Source organism: Rhodococcus sp. NPDC003348 (assembly GCF_053589375.1).
In genome coordinates, this window is sequence record NZ_JBSFRT010000016.1 from 61,645 (window position 1) to 83,070 (window position 21,426).

Consider the following 21,426-nt stretch of genomic DNA (forward strand, 5'->3'; position numbering starts at 1 on the left):
TCTAGCGGTCGCTGACGGCGGTGCCGTCTAGCGGTCGCTGACGGCGCCCTCGGCGGCGTCGGCCCATTCCCGCCACTGCTGCGCCTGGGCGAGAGCCTTCTCGGCATCCTTCGTCTTGCCTGCCGCGGTGGCCTTCGCGGCCTGCTCCTCGAACTGCGCGACCCGCTCCCGGAACTGGGCGGCACGCGCCATCGCCTCCGGGTCGGTGCGCCGCCACTGCGAGTCGGCGGCGTCGCGGACCTTCTTCTCGATGGCGTGCAGCCGGCCTTCGAGGTCGTGCATCTTCTCGCGGGGGACCTTGCCGATCTCGTCCCACTTCTCCTGCAGGTCCCGCAGGGCGGCGCGGGCGCCGTCGAGGTCCTTGGCCGGGTCGATGTGGACGCTGCCGAGCAGTGCCTCCTTGGCGGTGGCGTTCTCCTCGAACTCGGCGTCCCGCTCGGACGCGGCGGCGTTGCGGTTGCCGAAGAACACGTCCTGTGCCGCCTTGAACCGCTTCCACAGCGCGTCGTCCGCCTCGCGCGGTGCGCGTCCGGCGGCCTTCCACTCGGTGAGCAGATCGCGGAACGCGGATGCGGTCGGACCCCAGTCGGTCGAGTCCTTCAGCTCCTCGGCGCGTTCGCAGAGTTCTTCCTTACGGGTCTTCGCCGCGGCGCGCTCGCGGTCGAGTTCGGCGAAGTGGGCGCCGCGCCGGCGGTTGAACGCCTCACGGGCCTTCGAGTACCGCTTCCACAGCGCGTCGTCGAGCTTGCGGTCGACACCCCGGATGGACTTCCACTCCTCGAGGATCTCGCGGAGCCGGTCGCCTGCGGCCTTCCACTGGGTGGATTCGGCGCCGATCCGCTCGGCCTCGGCGGCCAGTTCCTCCTTGCGGTGGGTGTGCTCCTCGCGTTCGTGTTCGCGTTCGGCCTTCTCCGCCTCGGCGGCCTCCTGAGAGCCGGCGATGACGGCGTCCAGGCGCTTGGCCAGGGCGTCGATGTCGCCGATGACGGCCGCGGTCGGCAGCGACTCGGCCAGCGCGGCCGCCGCGGTGCGGGTCCGGCGCGCGTCGCCGGACCCGGAGGTCAGGCGGGCTTCGAGCAGGCTCACCTCGGTGGCCAGGTCGTCGTAGCGGCGGCCGAAGTGGGCCAGCCCCTCGGCGGCGTCGCCGGCCTGCCACGACCCGATCTGACGCTCGCCGTCCGCGGTCGTGACCCAGGCGGTGCCGTCCTCGTCGACGCGTCCGAATCGGCTCGGATCGCTCGGCGGCGTCACCGCCGGTGCGTGCACGGCGGCGGGGGCAGCGGGTTTCGCGGGACCGGGTTTCGCGGCGCCCGGCTTGGGGGCGCCCGGCTTGGGAGCGCCCGGCTTCGGGGCGCCGGGCTTGGGTGCGCTGCTGTCGGTCATGACTCCTCATCTCTGCCGCGCGTCACGGCTGCCGCTGCCTCGTTCGTCGCACGCCGATCCTCACGTCTGCGCGCGCTGGTCCCATTCAACCCGGAACAAGGTGTCAGGACCATTGAAACAGCTTGGACCGCGAGAGTAGGGATTGCGCGGGATGCGGCGTGCGCGCAAAGGACGGATCTGGTGGTGGAACCGTGACGGGTGGCGACTACCGTTGGCCGGTGTGTTCACCGCCGCAGCCCTGGTCTCCTCCCCGCCCCTGCTGATTCCCGAACTCGCGGGCGCGGCGGCGACGGAGACCGCCGACCTGCGTGCCGCCACCCTCGATGTCGCCGGTGAGCTGGCCGGACTCGCTCCGACGTGGACCGCGATCGGGGTCGGAGCCACGGAGGCCGAGGTTCCCGCCGCGGCACGCGGCACCTTCCGCGGGTACGGCGCCGACGTGCGGGTGGCCCTGGGGGCGGCCGGCGAGCAGGGCGTCGCCGATCCGAATCTGCCGCTCGCCGCGCTGATCGCAGGCTGGCTGCGCGGGGCCGTCCGCTCGGCAAATCCAGGGGCGCCGGGCACCGAGATCGAGACGATCCTGGTCGCCCCCGACACGTCTCCGGTGTATTGCGCCCAGCTCGGTGCCCGGTTGCGGAAGCAGCTGGACGCCGACCCGCGCCCGCGCGCTGTCCTGGTCGTCGCCGACGGTGCGAACACGCTGACCCCGAAGGCGCCCGGCGCCTACGACGACCGCGCGCCCGTCGCGCAGGCCGAGCTCGATCACGCGCTCGCGGAGGGCGACGTCGAGTACCTCGCCCAGCTGGACCCCGTCGCCTGTGCCGATCTCGGCATCGCCGGCCGCCCCGCCTGGCAGGTCCTGGCCGCGCTGTTCGGCCGCACGCCGAGGAAGTGCCGCACCGACTACCAGGGCGCCCCGTACGGCGTCGGCTACCACGTGGGGCTGTGGCTGCCGTGACCGACACCTCGAGGCCGGTCGCGGTCGTCGGTCCGACCGCGACCGGAAAGTCCGATCTCGGGCTCGCCCTCGCACAGCGGCTCGGTGGCGAGATCGTCAACATCGATGCGATGCAGCAGTACCGGGGCATGGACATCGGCACGGCCAAGCTGCCGGTCGCCGAGCGGCTGGGCATCCCACACCACCAGCTCGACGTCCTCGACGTCACCGAGACCGCCACGGTCGCGCGGTACCAGCAGTCCGCCCGCGCCGACGTCGAGGCGATCCTGGCCCGCGGCGCGGTGCCGGTGATCGTGGGCGGGTCGATGATGTACGTGCAGTCGCTGCTCGACGACTGGGCGTTCCCGGCGACCGACCCGCAGGTCCGCGCGAAGTGGGAGGCGGTGCTCGCCGAGCGGGGGGTGGCGGGCGTGCACGCGGAACTGACGCGGGTCGACCCACAGGCCGCCGCGACGATCCTGCCCACCGACGGCCGCCGGATGGTGCGCGCCCTCGAGGTGGTCGAGCTGACCGGGCGCCCGTTCGCCGCGTCGGCCCCCACGATCGGGGAGCCGCGGTGGGGGACGCGCGTGATCGGAGTCGACCGGGACACCGCCGAGCTCGACGAGCGGATCGAGCTGCGGACCCGGCTGATGTTCGAGTCGGGACTCGTCGAGGAGGTCGAGACGCTTGTCGCGGCCGGGCTGCGGGAGGGGGTCACCGCGCCGCGGGCGATCGGCTACGCGCAGGTACTCGCGGCGTTCGACGGCGAGTACGACCTCGACGAGGCCCGGATGCGCACCCTGATCGGTACCCGCCGGTACGTGCGCAGGCAGCGGTCGTGGTTCCGGCGGGACCAGCGCGTGCGGTGGCTGGACGCGGCGAGGCCGGACCTGGTCGACGCGGCCCTGACCGTCGTGGAGGCACCGCCCGTCGTGCAGGCACCGCCCGCCGTGGAGGAGTTGTCGAGCGTGGATGAACAATCGGTCGTGGAGGATCAGTGACGAAGAAGACGGCGCGCCGGACGCCGGGTGGGCAGCCCCGGGTGACGGTGCGCAATGCCCGGTTCCAGCAGTGGCAGTCGTACCTGACCACCCGGGCGAAGCGGACCAAGGCAGGCCGGTTCCTGATCCAGGGCGTCCGGCCGCTGACCCTGGCACTCGACCACGAGTGGCCCGTCGAGACGCTGCTGTTCCGCGTCGACGGCCCGCCGCTGTCCGAATGGGCCCGTGGCGCCCTCGAGCGGTGGTCGGGTGAGACGGTCGGCGTCGCGGGCGAACTGCTTGCCGAACTGGGTGAGAGGTCGGAGTCGGCGCCGGAGCTGATCGCGGTCGCGAAAACCCGGACTCGACCGCTGTCGGCGCTGACATTGCGCCGCGGTGAGCGGGCGCCGCTACTGGTGGTGTTCGACCGGCCGTCGTCGCCCGGCAACCTGGGTACTCTGATCCGCAGCGCCGACGCGTTCGGGGCGGACGCGGTGGTGGTCACCGGGCACGCCACGGACCCGTTCGACCCGCAGTGCGTGCGCGCGTCCACCGGTTCGTTGTTCGCAATGCCGGTGTTCACCGCCGCCGACCCCGACGAAGTGGTCGCCTTCCGCGGCCGCCAGAAGATGGAGATGCAGATCGTGGGCACCGACGAGCACGGCGCTGTCACGATCGCCGACCACGACCTGAGAGGTGGAACGATCCTGGTGATCGGTAACGAGACCCGTGGCATGAGCGCCGCCTGGCGCGGCGCCTGCGACGTCACCGTCAGCATTCCGATCGGTGGTGCCGCGAGTTCCCTCGGCGCGCCGTCGGCCGGTGCGGTGTGCCTGTACGAGGTCACGCGACAGCGGATGACCGCGGTGGGGGGCACCCGATGAACATCGCCGATCACCTGGCTGCGCGGATGAGCCTGTTCGGGGCGGCGGCGACGATGCCCGGCGTGGGTCGCACGGCCGCCATGCAGTTCAGCAAGGGCCACGGGACGGAGAACGACTTCGTCCTGCTGCCCGACCTGGAGGCGACGATCGACCTGACCGAGGCGCGGGTGTCGACCCTCTGCGACCGACGCAGCGGGCTCGGCGCCGACGGGTTGCTGCGGGTCGCGCGGGCGGGCGTGCTGAAGGAGGCCGGGGTGCTGGACGTCCTGCCGAAGGGTGTCGGCGTGGACGACTGGTTCATGGACTACCGCAATGCCGACGGGTCGATCGCCGAGATGTGCGGCAACGGGGTCCGGGTGTTCGCGCACTTCCTGCGGGCGTCCGGGCTCGAACTCGCCGACGAGTTCGTCGTCGGATCCCGGGCAGGCGCGCGCCCGGTCGTGGTGCACGGCCTCGACGGCGCGACCGCCGACGTGACCGTCGACATGGGTGTGGTCAAGGAACTCGGGACCTCCACCGCCACGGTCGCGGGCACCGAGTTCAGCGGTCTCGGCATCGACGTCGGGAACCCGCACCTGGCGTGCGTGGTCGAGGACCTGACCGCCGAGTCTCTGGCGGCACTCGACCTGACGGTCGCCCCCGACTTCGACGCCGACTTCTTCGAGCACGGCGTGAACATCGAGATCCTCACCGCGCTCGCCGACGGCGCCGTGGACATGCGCGTGTACGAGCGCGGGGTGGGGGAGACCCGTTCCTGTGGCACCGGAACCGTCGCCGCGGCGGCCGCGGCGTTGCGCGCCGCGGGCAGGTCCGAGGGCGAGGTCGAGGTCCGGGTGCCCGGCGGTGAGGTGCGTGTCGCCGTCAAGTCCGGCAAGGCGACCCTGCGGGGGCCGTCGGTCCTGGTCGCTTCCGGCAGCCTGGACGAGACCTGGTGGTCGTCTCTCGGCGGGTAATGCGGATGCACCGCGGGGGCCGTCCGTGGGACGATGGCGGGGTATGACGAATTCAGACGAAATGACTCACGACACCGACCACCACGATGATCGGCCCGCCGGTGTTTCCGGCCACGATCCGTCGGTGGGTGAGATGCAGCTCGACGAGCGCAGCGCGCTTCGCCGAGTGTCGGGCCTGTCCACCGAGCTCACCGATGTCACCGAGGTCGAGTACCGGCAGCTGCGCCTCGAACGGGTGGTGCTGGTGGGGGTCTGGACCTCCGGCACCGCCACCCAGGCCGAGGCCAGCATGGCCGAACTCGCCGCTCTTGCGGAGACCGCCGGATCGGAGGTCCTCGAGGGCCTCGTCCAGCGCCGCGACAAGCCGGATGCGGCCACGTACATCGGGTCTGGCAAGGCCGGTGAACTGCGTGAGGTGGTTCTCGCGACCGGCGCCGACACCGTCATCGCCGACGGCGAGCTCACTCCCGCTCAGCTCAATGCGCTGGAGAAGGTCGTCAAGGTCAAGGTGATCGACCGCACCGCCCTGATTCTCGACATCTTCGCCCAGCACGCCACGTCCAGCGAGGGCAAGGCGCAGGTCGCGCTCGCGCAGATGCAGTACATGCTGCCGCGGCTGCGCGGCTGGGGCGAGTCGATGTCGCGACAGGCGGGCGGCCGCGCCGGCAAGGACGGCGGCGTGGGAACGCGCGGACCGGGCGAGACGAAGATCGAGACCGATCGGCGGCGGATCCGGGAGCGGATGGCGAAGCTGCGCCGCGAGATCAAGGAGATGAAGGGTGCCCGCGACACGAAGCGCACCCGGCGGCTGCGCAGCGACATCCCGTCGGTCGCGATCGTCGGATACACCAACGCAGGCAAGTCGAGTCTGCTCAACGCCCTGACCGGCGCCGGCGTCCTGGTACAGGACGCGCTGTTCGCGACCCTGGACCCGACCACCCGCAAGGCAGAGTTTCCGGACGGCCGCGAGTACGTGCTGACCGACACCGTCGGATTCGTCCGGCACCTGCCCACGCAGCTCGTGGAGGCGTTCCGGTCGACGCTCGAGGAGGTCGCGGACGCCGACCTGCTGCTGCACGTCGTCGACGGTTCCGATCCGCTGCCGACCGATCAGATCAAGGCGGTCCGGGAGGTCATCACCGAGGTCCTGCGGGAATCGGACGCCCCGGCACCGCCGGAACTGCTGGTGGTCAACAAGATCGACGCCGCCGACCCGATCACCCTCACCCAGCTGCGCGGCCTGCTGCCGGGCGCGAGGTTCGTCTCCGCCCGGACGGGGGAGGGCATCGAGGATCTGCGGGCCACCCTCGCGAACCTGGTGAGTCCGCCGGAGGTCGAGGTCGAGGTCCTCGTGCCGTACACGCGCGGCGATCTGGTGGCCCGAATTCACTCGGATGGGCGAATTCTCGGCTCAACACACGAGGTGGAGGGCACACTGATCCAGGCGAAGGTGCCGCCGGCGCTGGCCTCCGCCCTGGAACAGTTCCGTCACAGCGCCGCGTGAGTACCGCGACGGCACCGCCGTCGGAACCCCGCGACGCTGAGGAGAACTCGAGGATGACCGGATCGAACGCCGCGGTGCGGAGACGGATGGCGGCGCTCGCGCTGACGGTGGTCGGGTCGGCGATCCTGACGGCGGCCCCGGCCACCGCCCAGGGTTCGGGCGGCTCGACCGGATCGTCGACGGGGTCCGACGCCGTCGACGCGACGTTCGAGACGTTGTGTACGCCAACCGAGTCCGGCCTCTCCGAGATCTCCGGTCTGGCTGCCACCGGCGACAAAATCCATGCGATCGGTGACAGTGGCACCGACGACAGGGTGTGGGTGCTCGACAACCAGTGCCAGGTCATCGACACGGTGCCGGTGCCACCCACCCCGGTCGACGTCGAGGACATGGCCCTGTCCGACGGTCGGCTGTGGCTCTCGGACACCGGCGACAACAACAAGGTGCGCCAGCAGGTGTCGCTGACCGACGTGGACCCTGCAACCGGCGCCGGTGCCATGCACCTGCTCACGTACCCCGACGGCCCGCACGACGCGGAGACGCTGCTCGTCGGCAGGGACGGCCGGCCGGTGATCGTCACCAAGGAGGTGCTCGCGGCCAGCGGGATCTATCGCCCGGCCGGCGGCGCCACCCTCGACGAGCTCGGTCCGGGACCGGCGCCGCTGGAGCGCGTCGGACAGCTCGCCTACGCGCCCACCGACACGCCCGGCAGCCCGATGCCGGTCGCGGGGTCGATCCTGATCACCGGCGGCGCGGTCAGCGCCGACGGTCGGGTCGTCGCGGTCCGCACCTACACCGACATCTACCTCTACCCGGCGCCCGACGGCGACATCGTGGCCGCGCTGACAACCGCGACGCCGGTGCGCGTCCCGATGCCGAACCAGCCGCAGGGCGAGGCGATCGCGTTCACTCCGGACGGCGACCTGCTCAGCGCGTCCGAGTCGAACGGCGGTGCGCTGCCACCGATCCAGATCCTGCGCGGGGCGACCGCGCTGGTGCCGCTGCCCGCAGTGCAGCCCGTCGCGCAGCCGGTCGCGGCGAGCGCGGGCGGCACGAACACCAGCGCGGTGGTCGCTGCGGGCGTCGGGGTCGGCGCCGCCACGCTCGGAGCCGCCGTGTTGTATCGGGCCCGCCGGGGAGCCTGAACCCGCAACCGGGTCCGCTGCGGTTCGTCCCACCTGCCCGAATCGTCCGCTGTCCGATTCGGTTCGGGGCACCGACCGGCGGATACTGGCGCGGTGCCCGACATTCACGTCCTGCTGCGGTCGCTGTCGCGACTGTCGCTGATCGGCCCGACGGCCACGGTTGCCGTCACGGTCGCCGCTACGTTTGCGGTCCTTGCGCTCCTCGGGCTCGCGCGCCGGTTGCCGTGGCGGGAACTGCGCCGCGTCGCCGTCGCGGCCCCTCTGGGCGTGGTGATGGTGCTGTCCGCGGTGTGGGCGGCCGGCCGTCCACTTCCGTTGCAGCTCAGCGGTGCCGGGGTCACAGCGGTCGTGCTGGGTGTCACCGGGGTGTGCGTGGCGGTCGCGACGGCGGTGTCCGCCGGCTCACGTCGAGTCCTGGTGCCCGCGGTGGCGGCGTTCGCGGCCGTGACACTGGCGGGGTCCGCGGTCGCGGTGGTGAACCGGGACAGCGGGCGTTACCCGACCGCGGGTTCACTGCTTGGCCACCGCGCGCCGGCGGCGGTGCGCTACGTCGATTTCGATGAGGTGCCCGGACCGCAGCAGCGGGTGCAGGCAGGTACCCCGGTGTCGCGGGTCTGGAAGCCGCCGCTGCGCGCCGCCCGGGACGGACTGCTCACGCACGCCCAGATCCCCGGCGCGCGTTCCGGTTTCGCGGCCCGGCCCGCGCTCGTCTACCTACCGCCGGCATATCTGGACTCGCCGCGGCCGCTGCTGCCGGTGCTGGTGCTCGTCGCCGGTAACCCCGGCCGACCCGAGGACTGGCTCGACATGGCGTTGGCCGAGACGGTGTCCGCATTCGCGGCGGCGCACGACGGGCTGGCGCCGGTGGTGATCGTGCCGGACGCGCTCGGCGGCGACGACGCGCTACCCCTGTGCCTGGACTCACGGCTCGGCAACGTCGAGACCTACCTCGCGGTCGACGTTCCGGAATGGGCGCACACGCAGCTGCAGGTCAGTGCCGACCCCCGGTCGTGGGCGATCGGCGGCTACTCCTACGGCGGCACCTGCTCGGTGCAGCTGGCCGTCAACCGGCCCGACGTCTACCCGACCTTCCTCGACATCTCCGGGCAGGACGAACCGTCCCTCGGCGACCACGCGGAGACGGTTGCCGCGACCTTCGGCGGCGACGAGTCCGCGTTCGCGGCGGTCAGCGCCCGGGACGAGCTGGGACGAGGCGCGGCTCCGGACATCGCGGGGGTGTTCGTGGCGGGTGCGGACGACGACGAGTACGGACCGCAGCAGCGCCGCATGTACGCCGCGGCCCGGGCTGCGGGCCTGGACGTGCGCTACTACGAACTGCCGGGTCCGCACAGCGGTGACGTGTGGGCGCCGGCCTTCGCGGGCGAACTGGGCTGGATCGCGGCTCGTACCCACCTGGTCGCCGACTCCTGACCCACCGCGCGGCAGGGTTCTGCCGGACCGGCTCGGCGCGGTGGCAGTCGGGCCGGCGATGCCACAGGATGGACGGCATGGACCCCGTCGAGGCGTTGCGGGAGATCGCGTACTGGCTCGAACGCGGGCGGGCGGAGACCCACCGGGTGCGGGCCTACCGCCGCGCGGCGGACATCGTCGAGGAGCTGTCGCCGCAGCAGCGGGACCGGCTCGGCCGCACGGACACCTGGACTGCCCTCTCCGGCATCGGGCCGAAGACGGCGGCGGTGATCGCGCAGGCGTGGTCCGGGCAGGTGCCTGCGTACCTCACCGAGGTCGAGAACGCCGCCAAGCAGATCGGGGAGGGCGGCCGCGAGCTGCTCGCCGCGCTTCGCGGCGACCTGCACACCCACTCCGACTGGTCGGACGGAGGCAGCCCGATCGCCGAGATGATGCATCGTGCCGCCCTGATCGGGCACGACTACTGCGCACTGACCGACCACTCGCCGCGGTTGACCGTCGCCAACGGGCTGACCGCCGAGCGGCTGCGCCGCCAGCTCGACGTCGTCGCCGAACTCAACGCGGAGCTCGCCCCGTTCCGGATCCTGACCGGGATCGAGGTCGACATCCTCGACGACGGCAGCCTCGACCAGGATCCGGACCTGCTCGCCGAGCTGGACGTCGTGGTCGCGAGCGTGCACTCGAAGCTGGCGATGGAGTCCGACGCGATGACCCGGCGGATGGTGCGGGCGGTCGCGAATCCGCTCGTCGACGTGCTCGGGCACTGCACCGGCCGGCTCGTCGAGGGCGGGCGGGGTACCCGCCGCGAGTCCGCGTTCAACGCGGAGGTGGTGTTCGAGGCGTGCAGTCGGTTCGACACCGCCGTCGAGATCAACAGCCGTCCCGAACGCCGCGACCCGCCGTCGCGGCTGATCCGGCTCGCCCTCGAACGCGGCTGCCTGTTCGCGATCGACACCGACGCGCACGCGCCCGGCCAACTCGACTTCCAGGGTTACGGCTGCGAGCGCGCGCAGGCGTGCGGAGTGCCGGAGGACCGGATCGTGAACACCTGGCCTGCGGACGAGCTACTGTCCTGGACAGTCGCCTGACCGAGACCCGGGTGACCCCTGGTGCCGGTCGCGTCCGGTGACGGCCCCGCCGCGAGAAGGAGCAATCGTGACCGGATCCACCCGCGCTCGTGCACTCGGCCTCACGCTCGCGGTCGCCGCCGCGCTGTTCGGCGCCGCGCCCGCCCACGCCGTGCCGGAGGCCGCCGCGCCCGGCACCGTCACCTCGACGGCCGCGCTGCCGCAGGATCTCTGGTACCCCGGAACCGCCCACGCGGAGAAGCTCACCTACTGGACCACCGGGGCGAACGGCGAGCCCGCGCTCAGCACCGGCACCGTCTTCCTGCCCGCCGGGCCGGCGCCCGAGGGTGGCTGGCCGGTGATCTCGTGGGCGCACGGCACCGTCGGACTCGGTGACGACTGCGCACCGTCGGTGGCGGGACCGGCCGCCCGCGACCGCGACTTCGCCTACCTGGGAACCTGGCTGTCCCAGGGCTACGCGATCGTCGCCAGCGACTACGCCGGCCTCGGCACACCCGGCACGATGCCCTACCTGGACGGCAAGGCCGAGGCCCACAGCGTCGTGGACATGGTCAAGGCCGGCCGCAACGCACAGCCCGGCCTGTCGAACAGGTGGGTGACCATCGGCCAGTCGCAGGGTGGCGGCGCCGCCATCACGACCGCGCGCCACGCCACCGAATTCGGCGGGCCCACGCTGGACTACCGCGGCGCGGTCGGGACCGGCGTGCCCGCCTACATCGAGAACATCGTCGCGCTCGCCGGGCCGGGGGTGCCGCCGGTCGCGCTGCCCGCAGGCCTCACCGCGTACGCGCTCTACATCCTCGCGGGCCTGAACGCCGCGCACCCCGAGGCGAGCATCCCGTCGCTGCTCAGCGACGAGGGCAGGTCATGGATGGCGAGGGCCGAGACCGAGTGCATCGGGCCGTTCGAGGAGTCGGTGCGCGGCCTGGTGCTCGGGTCGTTGTTCGTGAAGCCGCTCTCGTCGATCCCGAACGTGCACGGACTGCTCACCGACTACATGGGCATTCCCGAAACGGGCTACGACAAGCCGTTCTTCATCGGTCAGGGCCTGCGGGACACCGACATCATCATGCCCTCGACGCTGCAGCTCGGCGCCACGCTCGCCCGCAACGGGGAGCCGGTGACGTTCAAGACCTACCCGACCGACCACAGCGGCACCATGGCCGCGTCCCTGGCCGACACCGTGCCGTTCGTGCGGGACCTCTTCGACGGCACGCCGCCCGCACCGTCGTTCGGCAGCTGACCCTCCGGTCGGCGACCGCGGCGCACGGCCGGCGTCGCGGACGTCAGGCGGACGCCGCCGGTGTGACCCGAGGGACCTCGGCGCTGGTGGCCTTCGCGTCGAAGTAGTCGCCGCCCTTGCGGCGGCTGTCGTCGGTGCCCCAGTCCCGTGTCCGTGCCACCGGTGCCATCTGCGGTATGTGCTTGCGGCAGTGGATGTACGCCTCCTCCACGTCGACGACCACCCAGAGTTCGGGGGCGCGTCCGCCGGTGTGGTCTTCGGGAAGGTCGGGTACCTGTGCACGCAACGCCGGATCGTCGACGATGCGGGCCCGGCCGTTGACGTGCAGGCCGATGAGGTCGCGCACGAAGTCGATCATCAGGATGCCGACGTGGGGATTCTCCCGAATGTTGCCGAGGCTGGCCATCACCCCGTTGCCGCGGTACTCGGGATAGGCCAGGGTGTGCGCGTCGATGACATGGATGAATCCCGGTGCTCCAGCGCGAAACGACGAATCGCATTCCCCCCGCGCATCCGAGGTCGCGACGAACATCATCTCCTGGCGGCACGTGAACTCGATCATCTCCGGGTTCAGGTGTGCGAGGACCTGATCGGAATAGAACCGTGCCGCGCGTTCGACGGTGCCGTACTCGCGCTGCAGTTCATGTTCGCCGACACTCCCCACCGTGTCACGAATGGTCATGCAACTCCTCGGAACGCTCGGACCCCGCAGGCGCCGGGTGTGGACGCGACAACGCTAGCCGGGCCGTGGACCTGCCGCAGCGGTTCGTCCTTTGCCCACGACGCACGGCGTGTCCGCCGTCGACCTGGCCGTTTCTCGGCTATCGCGCCGTGACAGAATTTGCGTCGTGACCAAGCGAGAAACGGCCCCCGCACGCACCGCCGGACTGGGGTGGAGCCTGCACGGAGATGGCAAGACGATCACCGACGGAGCCGTTGTCGCGCCCGACGAACGACTCAGTTGGCCCCGAACGGTGGGCATCGGAATGCAGCACGTGATCGCCATGTTCGGGGCGACGCTGCTGGTGCCGACGATCACCGGGTTCCCGGTCACCACGACGCTTCTGTTCTCGGGCATCGGCACCGCGCTGTTCCTGCTGATCACCCGCGGACGGGTGCCCAGCTACCTGGGGTCGTCGTTCGCGTTCATCGCCCCGCTCACCGCCGCCGCCGCGGACGGGCCCGCCGCCCAGCTCGGAGCGGTCATGTCCGTCGGCGTGGTGCTGATGCTCGTCGGGCTGGCGGTGAAGCTCGCAGGAGCACGCGTGCTCGACGCGGTGATGCCGCCGATCGTGACCGGTGCCGTGGTCATGCTGATCGGCCTGAACCTGGCCCCGGCGGCGGTCGGGTCCTTCGAGGCCCAGCCGCTGATCGCCGCGGTCACGCTGGTCGCGGTCCTCGTCGTCACCGCGATCGGTCCCGGACTGCTCGGCAGGCTCGGCATTCTCGCGGGCGTGGTGATCGGCTGGGTGTTCGCCGCGGTCACCGGGGGCCTCGCGGAGGACAGGGTGGACGCGTTGCGGGAGGCGGCGTGGATCGGCGTTCCGCACCTGCACGGACCGGAATTCCGCTGGTCGGTGATCGCGCTCGCGTTGCCGGTCGTGATCGTCCTGATCGCCGAGAACGTCGGTCACGTCAAGGCGGTCTCCGCGATGACCGGACGCAACCTCGACTCGATCGCCGGTGACGCGTTGTTCGCGGACGGCCTCGCGACCACCCTCGCCGGGGCAGGCGGCGGATCGGGCACGACGACCTACGCCGAGAACATCGGCGTGATGGCCGCGACGCGCGTCTACTCGACCGCCGCGTACTGGGTCGCCGCGGCGACCGCGGTGGTCCTCGCGTTCTCGCCGAAGTTCGGTGCCCTGGTGTTCACCGTGCCCGACGGCGTGATCGGCGGCGCGACGCTGGTGCTGTACGGCCTGATCGGCATCCTCGGTGTGCGGATCTGGTCCGACGCGAAGGTCGACTTCACCGATCCGGTGAATCTGACGGTGGTGGCGGCCGCGCTGGTGGCCGGGATCGGCGACCTGACCCTGTCGATCGGGTCCGTCGAACTCGGTGGCATCGCCTGGGGTTCGGTGGGCATCCTCGTCGGCTACCCGCTGATGCGGGCGCTGGCCAGGTGGCGCCGCTGACGGCACCTCATCCGCGCACTCGGTCACCGGCGCGCCAGCGGCGCTGCGCCCGGAGCACACTGGACCAGTCGCGGTATCCGAGACGTTGGGCGATCTCGTGCCGCGGCACGGTGTGTTCGCGCAACAGGCTCTCGGCGACGTTGCGGCGGACCCCGTCGAGCAGTTCGCGGAACGACGTCCCTTCGTGCTCGAGGTACCTGCGCAGTGTCCGCGGTGCACAGTGCAACCGGAACGCCACGTCCTCGAGCGTCAGGTCCAGTGACGACCGGTCGAGCAGGTGTGCGCGCACCCGCGCGGCCACGCCTGTGTGGTGCAGTCGTTCGGCGCGGATCCGCTCGCACTGCGCGACCAGCAGTTGTGTGGTGTGGGTGTTCGCCATCGGTGGGACCTGGTCGAGATACGCCGCGTCCAGGACCACCTCGCTGCGTGGGTGCCCGAAGGTGACCGGCACGCGGAAGTAGTCGTCGTACACCGCGGTGGAGCCGGGTTCGTCTGTGGCGAGCCGGATCTCGCGCAGCGGCACCTGGTCGCGGCCGGGGAAGATGTCCCGGTGGATCTGCAGGACGGCGGCCATGTCGCGTTCGACGAGGAACCGCCGGATGTCCTCGGGCACGTCGTCCGCCTCGAGGGTCAGCACGTAGCGGTCGTCAGCGTCGATCCGGGCCGTCATCGTGGTGAAAGCGAACGTGAGCAGCGCGAAGTGGAGGCCGCGTTCGACGGTCTCGCGGGCGGACGCGGATGCGGTGAAGAGGAATCCGAGGTAGCCGTACGCGGTCAGGCGGTAGAGCCGGCCCAGTTCGACGCCGACGCCGGGCCGGTTGCCCATCGCGGCCACGAGGTTCCGGATCACCGCCACCTCCTGGCACGCCTCGACGAGGATTTCGGGGTCGGTGAGCGCCGCCGCATCGATTCGCGTGCCCCGCAGCAGCGTCTCGACCGGAATGCCCTTGGCGTGGGCCCATTCGCACATGATCGCGACGGACACCACGGTGCGTGGGTGGTCCCACGGGTCGGTGATGGCCGCGATCACCCTGTTCGAGGCCTGCGCCGGTTCCGGTGAGAGTTCGCGCCGGACGGCGGCCCCGGGGATCATTCCGCCAGTTTCACCGACCGTGGTCGCTCCGTCAACGAGGCCGAATCGGGGGTTGGTGGCCGGAACGGTCGCGTTGTGGCCTCGACTGTCCTGGCCGATTCGGAGTGCGCGCTCTACGGTGTCGAACAGGTGAGCCAAGTCACAATCGAACGGAGGCGTTGCATGAAGGTCAAGGCTGCGGTCGTCGAGGAAGTCGGTGCACCCTGGAAGATCTCCGAGGTCGAGTTGGGGGATCCGGTCGCCGGTGAGGTACAGGTGAGGCTCGCCGCATCGGGGCTGTGTCACTCGGACGCGCACGTGGTGGCCGGAAGCAGTCCGGTGCCGTTCATGCCCGTCCTCGGCGGCCACGAGGGTGCCGGTGTGGTCACCAAGGTCGGGCCGGGCGTCAGCGGGATCGAGGAGGGCGACCACGTCGTGCTCGCGTTCATCCCGGCGTGTGGCACCTGCCCGTCGTGCGCGACCGGTCTGCAGAACCTGTGCGACGAAGGCGCCGGGCTGCTGACCGGACAGTCCATCGCGGACAAGACCTTCCGCGTCACCAGGGACGGCCGGCCGGTGATCCAGATGTGCCTGCTCGGCACCTTCGCGCCCTACGTGACGGTCAGCCAGGCATCGGTCGTCAAGATCGAGAAGGACATCCCGCTGGAGACCGCGGCTCTCCTCGGGTGCGGCGTGTCAACCGGCTGGGGGTCGGCGACGGAGATCGGCAACACCCGACCCGGGGACACCGTGGTCGTGATGGGCGTCGGCGGTGTCGGCATCAACGCGGTCCAGGGCGCCAGGTTCGCCGGTGCACGCTTCGTGATCGCGATCGATCCCGTGGACTTCAAGCGCAAGAAGGCACTCGAGTTCGGGGCCACCCACACCTACGCCTCCGTCGCGGAAGCGGCCGCCGAGCTGCCCGAACTCACCTGGGGGGCAATGGCGCAGGTCTCGATCATCACCGTCGGTGAGATCAAGGGCGAACACATTCAGCAGGCTCTGAGCCTGACCGGGAAGGGCGGCCAGGTGGTCGTCACCGGCATGGGTGACTTCAGTCAGTCGACGGTCGATCTCAACCTGTTCGAGCTGACTCTGCTGCAGAAGCGTGTGCAGGGCGCGATCTTCGGCGGCGTCGGACCCCGCACCCAGATACCCAAGCTGCTCGACCTCTACCGCACGGGGCAGCTCAAGCTCGACGAACTCGTCACCACCCGGTACCGCCTCGAGGACATCAATCAGGGCTACCAGGACATGTTCGACGGCAAGAACCTGCGCGGCATCGTCGTCTACTCGGACGACGACCGCTGAGTCCGACGACCGCTGAGTCCGACGACCGCTGAGCTCGGCGACCACCGAGTTCCGATGAGGGCCGAGCCCCGATCGGCCGCCACCCCCAGTACAGACGCAGAGAAGCCGGAGCACCTCCCGATGCAGATCCACGACAAGAACTACATCGACGGCAAGTGGACCGTCTCGAGCGGAACGACGCGGATCCCCGTGACGAATCCGGCCGACGACGAGGTGATCGCCGAGGTCGTCGCGGGCACCAGCGACGACGTCGACGCCGCCGTCGCGGCCGCCCGGGCCGCGTTCCCGGCCTGGGCCGCGACGCCGGTGGCGCAGCGCGCCGATCTCCTCGCCGCCGTCGCCGGCAAGCTGATCGAGCGTGCGGAGGAGATAGCCCGCACGATCTCCACCGAGATGGGATGCCCGATCGCGGTGTCACGGGCGATTCAGATTCCGCTGCCGATCAACAGCTTCGCCGAGTCCGCGAACATCGTGCGCGACTACCGGTTCGAGAGCGAGTACCGCGGATCCACGATCGCCCGCGAACCGTTCGGTGTGCTCGGAGCGATCACGCCGTGGAACTATCCGCTGCACCAGATCGCGCTGAAGGCCGCGTACGGTCTCGCCGCCGGGAACACCGTCGTCGTCAAGCCCAGCGAGGTCACCCCGCTGTGCGCGATCATCCTCACCGAGATCATCGACGAGGTCGGCTTCCCCCCGGGTGTCTTCAACATCGTGTTCGGTTCGGGTGCCGAGGTCGGCGAGGCGATCGCCGCCCACGACGATGTCGACATCGTCAGCTTCACCGGGTCGACCCGGGCGGGGCGGCGCGTGTCCGAGGTGGCCGCCGGGAACCTCAAGAAGGTCTCGCTCGAACTCGGCGGCAAGAGCCCGAACGTCATCCTCGACGACACCGACCTCGCGACGGCCGTCCCGTCGTCCGTTCGGGCGATGATGATGAACTCGGGTCAGACGTGCACCGCGCTCACCCGCATGCTGGTGCCGCGCGACCGGCTCGCCGAGGTCGAGGCACTGGCGAAGGCGAGCGCCGAGGCGCTGCCGGTCGGGGACCCCGCGGACGAGGGGATCGCGGTCGGTCCGCTGTCCTCGCGTGCCCAGCAGCAGCGGGTGCTCGGCTACATCCGAACCGCGATCGACGAGGGCGCCCGCGTCGTGACCGGCGGTGCGACCGACACCGATGCGCCCGGTGCCTTCGTGCGGCCGACGGTGTTCTCGGACGTCACCCCGGACATGACGATCCACCGCGAGGAGATCTTCGGACCGGTGCTCGCGATCGAGGCGTACGACAGCGAGGAGGACGCGATCCGACTGGCCAACGACACCGACTACGGTCTGGCCGGAGCGGTCTGGTCCGGATCCCGGGAGCGCGCGGAGAAGGTGGCCCGCCGGATCCGTGCCGGACAGGTGCAGATCAACGACGGCGCCTTCAACGTCAACGCGCCGTTCGGTGGTTACAAGCAGTCCGGAAACGGCCGCGAGGCAGGTGTGTACGGGCTCGAGGAGTTCCTGGAGGTCAAGGCAATTCAGCGGTGACATGCGGCGGCCGCCGCCGGCGTCGGCCGGCGGCGGTGCACCGACTGCGTGAGACCTGCCGTGGAGTCGCGTTCGCGAGCCACCACGAGACGAACCCGTGTGGTGGGAGGCCGGTGGCACCAGGGTGCGAGAAGTGTCGTGTCGGTCACAGTTTCTGCTCGTTCGGGTCATCGACCCGCACCGGGTCGAGCCCTAGCCTGGGCGCATGGAACGCACTCTCTTCGAGCCCGAGCACGAACTCTTCCGCGAGTCCTACCGCAAATTCCTCGACCTCGAGGTCGCACCCCACCACGATGCGTGGGAGGAACAGAACATCGTCGACCGCGAGGTCTGGAAGAAGGCCGGCGAGCAGGGTTTCCTCGGCATGGCGGTGCCGGAGGAGTTCGGCGGCGGCGGGGTTCACGATTTCCGCTACAACGCCATCATCACCGAAGAGACCACTCGCCGCGGCTTCAGCGGAATCGGCTTCATGCTGCACAACGATGTCGTCGCGCCGTACCTGATGGACCTGACCACCGAGGAGCAGAAGCGACGCTGGCTGCCCGGGTTCTGTTCGGGTGAGATCATCACCGCGATCGCGATGACCGAGCCCGGTACCGGATCGGACCTGCAGGGCATCAAGACCCGTGCGGTCAAGGACGGCGACCACTGGATCCTGAACGGCTCCAAGACGTTCATCACCAACGGCATCAACGCCGACCTGGTCGTCGTCGTTGCGCAGACCGACCCGGAAAAGGGTGCGCAGGGGTTCTCCCTGCTGGTCGTCGAACGCGGCATGGACGGCTTCGAACGGGGCCGGAACCTCGACAAGATCGGTCTCAAGGCGCAGGACACCGCCGAGCTGAGCTTCACCGATGTGCGGGTGCCCGCGGCGAACCTGCTCGGCGAGGAGGGGATGGGTTTCATCTACCTGATGAAGAACCTGCCGCAGGAACGCCTCTCGATCGCCGTGGTTGCGGCGGCCGCAATGGAGTCGGTGCTCGAGTCGACGATCCAGTACTGCCGTGACCGGAAGGCGTTCGGAAAGTCGATCGGCAGTTTCCAGAACACCCGGTTCGAGCTCGCCGACCTAGCGACGCAAACCCAGATCGCCCGGGTCTTCGTGGACAAGTCCATCGAACTGCTCAACGAGGGCAAGCTCACCGTCCAGGAGGCCGCCATGGCCAAGTGGTGGACCACCGAGAAGCAGGTCGAGCTGATCGACCGCTGCCTGCAGCTGCACGGTGGCTACGGCTACATGCGGGAGTACCCGATCGCCAAGGCGTACATGGATTCCCGGGTGCAGACCATCTACGGCGGCACCACCGAGATCATGAAGGAGATCATCGGCCGGGGGCTCAACCTGTAGACCGCGAGACCTGTGTGAGGGGCACCATCGGGGCCGTGACGGACATTCGTCACGGCCCCGATGGCTTTCGGCCCACTCAGATCTTGCGCATCACCGTGACGACCTTGCCGAGGATCTGCGCGTCGTTGCCGGGAATCGGCTCGAACAGCTCGTTGTGTGGCATCAGCCACACCTCACCCTTGGTGCGCTTGAACGTCTTCACGGTCGCCTCGCCGTCGATCATTGCGGCGACGATGTCGCCGTTCTCCGCCACCGACTGCTGCCGCACGACGACCCAGTCGCCGTCACAGATCGCGGCGTCGATCATCGATTCGCCGACCACCTTGAGCAGGAACAGTGAGCCCTGGCCGACGAGTTCCCGGGGCAGGGGGAAGACGTCTTCGACCGCCTCCTCCGCGAGGATCGGCCCGCCCGCGGCGATGCGCCCGAGGACCGGCACGAAGGCCGGCTTCGGGGCCTCGGACTCGGACTCGGCACCCGCGGTGGACTGCTCGGACCCGGCCCGCTGGCCGGCGGCAGCCACCGGTTCGTCGAGGCCGCGTACGTCCACCGCGCGAGGACGATTCGGATCGCGGCGCAGGAAGCCCTTGCGTTCGAGGGTGCGCAACTGGTGGGCCACCGAGGACGTCGACGTCAACCCGACCGCGTCGCCGATCTCTCGGATGCTGGGCGGGTAGCCGCGTTCGCTGACCGACGAACGGATCACCTCCAGCACACGGCGCTGCCGGTCCGTTAGCCCCGCCGTCGGGTCGGGTCGGCCTGCGCTGGCCGCCGAACCTTCGCGGGAGCTGTCGTCCTTCATGGAGGGCCTCCTCGATGTCGTGCGCGTCGGTGTGTCCTGGTGGGCCCATGCGGTCGGGCCCGGTGCCGGTGGGTGCTGCCTGTGGAGCTGGTGGTGCCTGTGGTGCGCGTGGTGTGGCTGAGCGGGTCGGGTGTGACGCGTGGGCGTGTTGTGGCTTCTGACACGAATCTAGACGCAAATCCCGTGCTTATCAAACATCTGTTCGACATTCCCGCGAAGAATGCGGGACTTTGCCGGAGGCGCGTGGTAGAAATTCGAACATGCGTTCTTTCGAACGGGTGATCGAACGACTTGTGGATTGTTCTGACGTATTGACCCAGAGGTACCTGGAGTACCAGACCAGAGGTACCTGAAGTTCCAGTCCAGAGGTGCCTGAAGTACCAGTTCAGGGGTACCTGGAGTACCAGGCAGACAGGCGGAGATTCTCATGAGCGTTGCGATTGACATCGACGGCGTTGCGGGCGGCGACCGGCCGGGGTCTCGCCGGTGGGAGGCGGGCACCCGCCGGGTGGCCGAGCGTTGGGAGGACGAGCGGGCACCGCGACCTCGGCACGGCACCCGGCGGTCCGTCGACACGCGTCGGCCGGGCGGTCGTCCGCTGGCGTACGGGGCGGCCAGGGTTCCGGTCTCCCGGGTCCCGCACGCCCGCACCGGGCAGGAGGTCGGGTGGGGTGCCATGGTGGTGGCCGCGCTGGCGGCGACCCTGGTGGTGTTCGGGTTCTTCGGTCTCGCGCAGTGGACGGCGGGCGACTCGGTGCCGGACCGGACCGAGGTGGTGCAGGTACGTGCCGGCGAGTCCCTCGGCGACGTGGCCGAGCGGGTGGTGCCGGGTGGAGCGGTCGAGCAGGTGGTGGCGCGAATCGCTGAACTGAACGCCTTGTCCGGGTCCGGCTTGCATCCGGGTCAGTCGCTGATCGTGCCGGTCTCGTCGGCGGGCTGAGGAGGGGAACCGCGCAGCCGAGAGCGAGGCGACGGTATTGTCGAACCTTGTTGGCCCCACCACATCCAGTGGATCGCACGGGCCCGGACTGCTGGGGACGCATGACTTCCTCGGGTTTCCCGGGTCGCGCGACCGCCGGCACGGTTCAGACGAAGGATTCGCCATGCATTGCCCGTTCTGCCGGCATCCCGATTCGCGCGTCGTCGACTCGCGGGAGGCGGACGAGGGGCAGGCGATCCGTCGTCGCCGGTCCTGCCCCGAGTGTGGGCGTCGGTTCACCACCGTCGAGACCGCGGTCATGTCCGTGGTCAAACGCAGTGGGGTGACCGAACCGTTCAGCCGTGAGAAGGTCGTTCGCGGTGTGCGGCGTGCCTGCCAGGGTCGCGACGTCGCAGACGACGCGCTCTATCAGTTGGCGCAGAAGGTCGAGGAAGCGGTGCGGGCCGGCGGGTCCGCGGAGATCCCGAGCAACGAGATCGGCCTCGCGATCCTGGGACCGCTACGCGACCTCGACGAGGTCGCGTATCTCCGGTTCGCGTCGGTGTACCGATCCTTCTCGTCCGCCGAGGATTTCGAGCGCGAGATCCAGGACCTGCGGGTGCACCGGGAGGAGTCCGCCCGGGCCGCGGCAGAGGGCCGGTCCGAGGCGGGGGCGTCGGAGAAGCAGGACGTCTCCTAGATCCGATTCCCGCGGATCGGGGTCGGGTGGAGTCGATTCGGATGCGCCCGGT

Annotated in this window: 19 protein-coding genes; 15 read left to right on the forward strand and 4 right to left on the reverse strand. The window is 70.3% G+C overall.

Going from position 1 to position 21,426, the window contains the following annotated elements; translation table 11 throughout:
- Nucleotides 1–27 precede the first annotated feature (27 nt).
- Nucleotides 28–1,383: a DUF349 domain-containing protein gene (locus ACWDU4_RS13085; protein WP_450114331.1), complete on the reverse strand. Its 1,356-nt coding sequence runs from the start codon at nucleotides 1,381–1,383 to the stop codon at nucleotides 28–30.
- A gap of 220 nt (nucleotides 1,384–1,603) precedes the next feature.
- Between ACWDU4_RS13085 and ACWDU4_RS13090 the strand changes: the two genes are divergently transcribed.
- From ACWDU4_RS13090 to ACWDU4_RS13130, 9 genes are all read left to right on the forward strand, one after another.
- Nucleotides 1,604–2,341, forward strand: coding sequence for a class III extradiol dioxygenase subunit B-like domain-containing protein (locus tag ACWDU4_RS13090; protein WP_450114332.1), 738 nt, complete (start codon nucleotides 1,604–1,606; stop codon nucleotides 2,339–2,341).
- On the forward strand, nucleotides 2,329–3,324 hold the full coding sequence (gene miaA, locus ACWDU4_RS13095; protein ID WP_450114333.1) for a tRNA (adenosine(37)-N6)-dimethylallyltransferase MiaA: 996 nt from the start codon (nucleotides 2,329–2,331) through the stop codon (nucleotides 3,322–3,324). Before ACWDU4_RS13090 ends, miaA begins: the two co-directional genes overlap by 13 nt.
- Nucleotides 3,321–4,187 (forward strand): TrmH family RNA methyltransferase, encoded by an 867-nt coding sequence (locus ACWDU4_RS13100; RefSeq protein WP_450114334.1) that lies wholly within the window; start codon nucleotides 3,321–3,323, stop codon nucleotides 4,185–4,187. The genes miaA and ACWDU4_RS13100 overlap by 4 nt, the downstream gene beginning before the upstream one ends.
- Before the next feature lie 80 nt (nucleotides 4,188–4,267).
- Nucleotides 4,268–5,140, forward strand: a complete 873-nt coding sequence (dapF, locus tag ACWDU4_RS13105) for a diaminopimelate epimerase (RefSeq protein ID WP_450114384.1) — start codon at nucleotides 4,268–4,270, stop codon at nucleotides 5,138–5,140.
- Between the two features lie 61 nt (nucleotides 5,141–5,201).
- Nucleotides 5,202–6,644 (forward strand): GTPase HflX, encoded by a 1,443-nt coding sequence (gene hflX / locus ACWDU4_RS13110; protein WP_450114385.1) that lies wholly within the window; start codon nucleotides 5,202–5,204, stop codon nucleotides 6,642–6,644.
- A gap of 53 nt (nucleotides 6,645–6,697) precedes the next feature.
- Nucleotides 6,698–7,789 carry a hypothetical protein gene (locus ACWDU4_RS13115; protein ID WP_450114335.1) on the forward strand — a complete coding sequence of 364 codons (1,092 nt, stop codon included), beginning with the start codon at nucleotides 6,698–6,700 and terminating at the stop codon, nucleotides 7,787–7,789.
- Between the two features lie 93 nt (nucleotides 7,790–7,882).
- The gene (locus ACWDU4_RS13120) at nucleotides 7,883–9,220 is read left to right on the forward strand and encodes an alpha/beta hydrolase (RefSeq protein WP_450114336.1); all 1,338 of its coding nucleotides are present in this window, start codon (nucleotides 7,883–7,885) and stop codon (nucleotides 9,218–9,220) included.
- 77 nt (nucleotides 9,221–9,297) lie between these two features.
- Nucleotides 9,298–10,308, forward strand: a complete 1,011-nt coding sequence (locus ACWDU4_RS13125) for a PHP domain-containing protein (RefSeq protein ID WP_450114337.1) — start codon at nucleotides 9,298–9,300, stop codon at nucleotides 10,306–10,308.
- Nucleotides 10,309–10,372: 64 nt separating this feature from the next.
- A complete protein-coding gene (locus ACWDU4_RS13130; RefSeq protein ID WP_450114386.1) occupies nucleotides 10,373–11,551 on the forward strand; it encodes an alpha/beta hydrolase in 1,179 nt (392 codons plus the stop codon).
- Nucleotides 11,552–11,594: 43 nt separating this feature from the next.
- Here the strand turns inward: ACWDU4_RS13130 and ACWDU4_RS13135 are convergent, their stop codons facing one another.
- The gene (locus ACWDU4_RS13135; RefSeq protein WP_450114338.1) at nucleotides 11,595–12,233 is read right to left on the reverse strand and encodes a pyridoxamine 5'-phosphate oxidase family protein; all 639 of its coding nucleotides are present in this window, start codon (nucleotides 12,231–12,233) and stop codon (nucleotides 11,595–11,597) included.
- A gap of 166 nt (nucleotides 12,234–12,399) precedes the next feature.
- Here ACWDU4_RS13135 and ACWDU4_RS13140 point away from each other — a divergent pair, with 166 nt between their 5' ends.
- Nucleotides 12,400–13,689, forward strand: a complete 1,290-nt coding sequence (locus ACWDU4_RS13140; RefSeq protein WP_450114339.1) for a uracil-xanthine permease family protein — start codon at nucleotides 12,400–12,402, stop codon at nucleotides 13,687–13,689.
- 7 nt (nucleotides 13,690–13,696) lie between these two features.
- Here the strand turns inward: ACWDU4_RS13140 and ACWDU4_RS13145 are convergent, their stop codons facing one another.
- On the reverse strand, nucleotides 13,697–14,782 hold the full coding sequence (locus ACWDU4_RS13145; protein ID WP_450114340.1) for an AraC family transcriptional regulator ligand-binding domain-containing protein: 1,086 nt from the start codon (nucleotides 14,780–14,782) through the stop codon (nucleotides 13,697–13,699).
- Between the two features lie 162 nt (nucleotides 14,783–14,944).
- On the opposite strand from ACWDU4_RS13145, the gene ACWDU4_RS13150 reads away from it, so the two are divergent.
- From ACWDU4_RS13150 to ACWDU4_RS13160, 3 genes are all read left to right on the forward strand, one after another.
- Entirely contained in the window at nucleotides 14,945–16,072 is a 1,128-nt protein-coding gene (locus tag ACWDU4_RS13150) for an NDMA-dependent alcohol dehydrogenase (protein ID WP_450114341.1), read from the forward strand.
- Nucleotides 16,073–16,192: 120 nt separating this feature from the next.
- On the forward strand, nucleotides 16,193–17,605 hold the full coding sequence (locus ACWDU4_RS13155) for an aldehyde dehydrogenase family protein (RefSeq protein ID WP_450114342.1): 1,413 nt from the start codon (nucleotides 16,193–16,195) through the stop codon (nucleotides 17,603–17,605).
- A 205-nt stretch (nucleotides 17,606–17,810) separates the two neighbouring features.
- Nucleotides 17,811–18,953 (forward strand): acyl-CoA dehydrogenase family protein, encoded by a 1,143-nt coding sequence (locus tag ACWDU4_RS13160; protein ID WP_450114343.1) that lies wholly within the window; start codon nucleotides 17,811–17,813, stop codon nucleotides 18,951–18,953.
- 76 nt (nucleotides 18,954–19,029) lie between these two features.
- Here the strand turns inward: ACWDU4_RS13160 and lexA are convergent, their stop codons facing one another.
- A complete protein-coding gene (gene lexA, locus ACWDU4_RS13165; RefSeq protein ID WP_450114344.1) occupies nucleotides 19,030–19,755 on the reverse strand; it encodes a transcriptional repressor LexA in 726 nt (241 codons plus the stop codon).
- Nucleotides 19,756–20,182: 427 nt separating this feature from the next.
- On the opposite strand from lexA, the gene ACWDU4_RS13170 reads away from it, so the two are divergent.
- On the forward strand, nucleotides 20,183–20,695 hold the full coding sequence (locus tag ACWDU4_RS13170) for a LysM peptidoglycan-binding domain-containing protein (protein WP_450114345.1): 513 nt from the start codon (nucleotides 20,183–20,185) through the stop codon (nucleotides 20,693–20,695).
- A gap of 163 nt (nucleotides 20,696–20,858) precedes the next feature.
- The gene (gene nrdR, locus ACWDU4_RS13175) at nucleotides 20,859–21,374 is read left to right on the forward strand and encodes a transcriptional regulator NrdR (RefSeq protein ID WP_450114346.1); all 516 of its coding nucleotides are present in this window, start codon (nucleotides 20,859–20,861) and stop codon (nucleotides 21,372–21,374) included.
- The last annotated feature ends 52 nt before the right edge of the window (nucleotides 21,375–21,426 follow it).

Bases quoted from the DNA above. Each gene is read 5' to 3' on its own strand.
- ACWDU4_RS13085 (WP_450114331.1), bottom strand. From the start codon at position 1,383: ATGACCGACAGCAGCGCACCCAAGCCCGGCGCCCCGAAGCCGGGCGCT.
- dapF (WP_450114384.1), top strand. From the start codon at position 4,268: ATGCAGTTCAGCAAGGGCCACGGGACGGAGAACGACTTCGTCCTGCTG.
- hflX (WP_450114385.1), top strand. From the start codon at position 5,202: ATGACTCACGACACCGACCACCACGATGATCGGCCCGCCGGTGTTTCC.
- ACWDU4_RS13115 (WP_450114335.1), top strand. From the start codon at position 6,698: ATGACCGGATCGAACGCCGCGGTGCGGAGACGGATGGCGGCGCTCGCG.
- ACWDU4_RS13125 (WP_450114337.1), top strand. From the start codon at position 9,298: ATGGACCCCGTCGAGGCGTTGCGGGAGATCGCGTACTGGCTCGAACGC.
- ACWDU4_RS13135 (WP_450114338.1), bottom strand. From the start codon at position 12,233: ATGACCATTCGTGACACGGTGGGGAGTGTCGGCGAACATGAACTGCAG.
- ACWDU4_RS13145 (WP_450114340.1), bottom strand. From the start codon at position 14,782: ATGATCCCCGGGGCCGCCGTCCGGCGCGAACTCTCACCGGAACCGGCG.
- ACWDU4_RS13150 (WP_450114341.1), top strand. From the start codon at position 14,945: ATGAAGGTCAAGGCTGCGGTCGTCGAGGAAGTCGGTGCACCCTGGAAG.
- ACWDU4_RS13155 (WP_450114342.1), top strand. From the start codon at position 16,193: ATGCAGATCCACGACAAGAACTACATCGACGGCAAGTGGACCGTCTCG.
- ACWDU4_RS13160 (WP_450114343.1), top strand. From the start codon at position 17,811: ATGGAACGCACTCTCTTCGAGCCCGAGCACGAACTCTTCCGCGAGTCC.
- lexA (WP_450114344.1), bottom strand. From the start codon at position 19,755: ATGAAGGACGACAGCTCCCGCGAAGGTTCGGCGGCCAGCGCAGGCCGA.
- ACWDU4_RS13170 (WP_450114345.1), top strand. From the start codon at position 20,183: ATGAGCGTTGCGATTGACATCGACGGCGTTGCGGGCGGCGACCGGCCG.
- nrdR (WP_450114346.1), top strand. From the start codon at position 20,859: ATGCATTGCCCGTTCTGCCGGCATCCCGATTCGCGCGTCGTCGACTCG.